Source organism: Frankia sp. CcWB2 (assembly GCF_977927585.1).
Genome location: NZ_CDWRCM010000001.1, coordinates 79,195 through 81,260, shown reverse-complemented (window position 1 = coordinate 81,260; position 2,066 = coordinate 79,195). Strand labels below are relative to the sequence as shown.

Sequence of the window (2,066 nt, the reverse complement as noted above, 5' to 3'; positions counted from 1 at the left end):
CGTGATGCCGCGGGCCTTCTCCTCCGGCGCCTTGTCGATCTGGTCGAACGGCGTGAAGGGGTTGAGGTCCGGGTAGGCGTCGTGCAGGACCTTGGTGATCGCCGCGGTCAGGGTCGTCTTGCCGTGGTCGATGTGACCAATGGTGCCGATGTTGACGTGCGGCTTCGTCCGCTCGAACTTCTGCTTCGCCACGGGTGTCCCTCCAAGGACGGGTGGTGTCGTGCAGTGTAGTCAGGTAGGGGTGTTGCTCACGCCGCGAGGGCGTTCACTCTCCCCGGGCCTTGGCGATGATCTCCTTGGCGACGTTCGCGGGAACCTCGGCGTAGGAGTCGAACTGCATGGAGTAGCTCGCCCGGCCGGAGGTCTTCGACCGAAGATCACCAACGTAGCCGAACATCTCCGACAGTGGCACCAGCGCCCGTACGATCCGGGAACCGCCCCGCTCCTCCATCGCCTGGATCTGCCCACGGCGGGAGTTCAGGTCGCCGATCACGTCACCCATGTGGTCCTCGGGGGTGGTGACCTCGACGGCCATCAGAGGCTCGAGCAGCACCGGGTCGGCCTTGCGGGCCGCATCCTTGAACGCCATCGAACCGGCGATCTTGAATGCGAGTTCGGACGAGTCGACGTCGTGGAACTGGCCGTCAAGCAGGGTGACCTTGACGTCCACCAGCGGGTAGCCGGCGAGCACACCGAACTCCATGGCCTCCTGGCAGCCCGCATCCACCGAGGGGATGTACTCCCGGGGGATGCGACCACCCGTGACCTTGTTCTCGAACTCGTAGCCGCCGCCGTCGCCGCCGGAGGGCTCCAGGTTGATGATCACCCGGGCGTACTGGCCGGATCCACCCGTCTGCTTCTTGTGGGTGTAGTCGACCTTCTCCACCTTGCGGCGGATCGTCTCCCGATAGGCCACCTGCGGCTTGCCGACGTTCGCCTCGACACCGAACTCGCGGCGCATCCGGTCGACCAGCACGTCCAAGTGCAGCTCGCCCATGCCGGCGATGATCGTCTGACCGGTCTCCTCGTCGGTGCGGACCTGGAAGGTCGGGTCCTCCTCGGCGAGGCGCTGGATGGCGGCGCCCAGCTTCTGCTGGTCGACCTTGGTCTTCGGCTCGATCGCGACGTGGATGACCGGCGCCGGGAACGTCATCGACTCCAGGATCACCGGGGCGTTCGGGTCGCAGAGCGTGTCACCCGTGGTGGTGTTCTTCAGCCCCACCACGGCCACGATCTGTCCCGCGCCGACGCCCTCCCGGTCCTCCCGGTGGTTGGCGTGCATCTGCAGGATCCGGCCGACGCGCTCCTTGCGGTCCTTCGTCGAGTTCAGCACCGGCGAACCACCGGTCAGCTTGCCGGAGTACACCCGGATATAGGTCAGCTTACCCACGTACGGGTCACTCATGATCTTGAAGGCGAGCGCGGAAAACGGCTCGTCCTCGCTCGGCTCCCGGCGGACCTCGGTCTCCTCGCCGCCGACCGCATGGCCGACGGTGGCGCCGATGTCCAGCGGGTTCGGCAGGAAGTCGACGACGGCGTCGAGCATGGGCTGGACGCCCTTGTTCTTGAACGCCGAACCACACAGCACCGGGTTGACCTTGCTCGCCAGGGTCGCGCGGCGCAGGGCGGCGATGAGCTGCTCCGTGGAGGGCTCCTCACCCTCGAGGTAGAGCTCCATGAGCTCGTCATCGTTCTCGGCGACGGTCTCGAGGAGCTTGTCGCGCCACTCCTGCGCGGCCTCGAGGTGATCCCGCGGGATGTCGACGGTCTCGTAGGAGGCGCCCTTGTCCTCGGTCTTCCAGAGGAGGCCCTTCATGCGGACCAGGTCGATGACACCGCGGAAGTCGGCCTCCACGCCCCACGGGAGTTGGATCACGGCCGGCGTCGCGTCGAGCCGGTCGATCATCATCTCCACGCAGCGGTGGAACTCGGCACCGACCCGGTCCATCTTGTTGACGAAGGCGATACGCGGGACGTTGTAACGGTCGGCCTGCTTCCAGACCGTCTCGCTCTGCGGCTCGACTCCGGCGACCGCGTCGAAGACCGCGACCGCACCGTCGAGGACC

Annotated in this window: 2 protein-coding genes; both read right to left on the bottom strand. The window is 66.7% G+C overall.

Annotation, left to right across the window (positions count from 1 at the left end):
• Nucleotides 1-192: GTP-binding protein (locus tag ACY45C_RS00420; protein WP_462185688.1), on the bottom strand; the 192-nt coding region annotated here is incomplete at its 3' end.
• Between the two features lie 73 nt (nucleotides 193-265).
• On the bottom strand, nucleotides 266-2,066 hold a 1,801-nt coding region (gene fusA, locus ACY45C_RS00415; protein WP_462185687.1), incomplete at its 5' end, for an elongation factor G.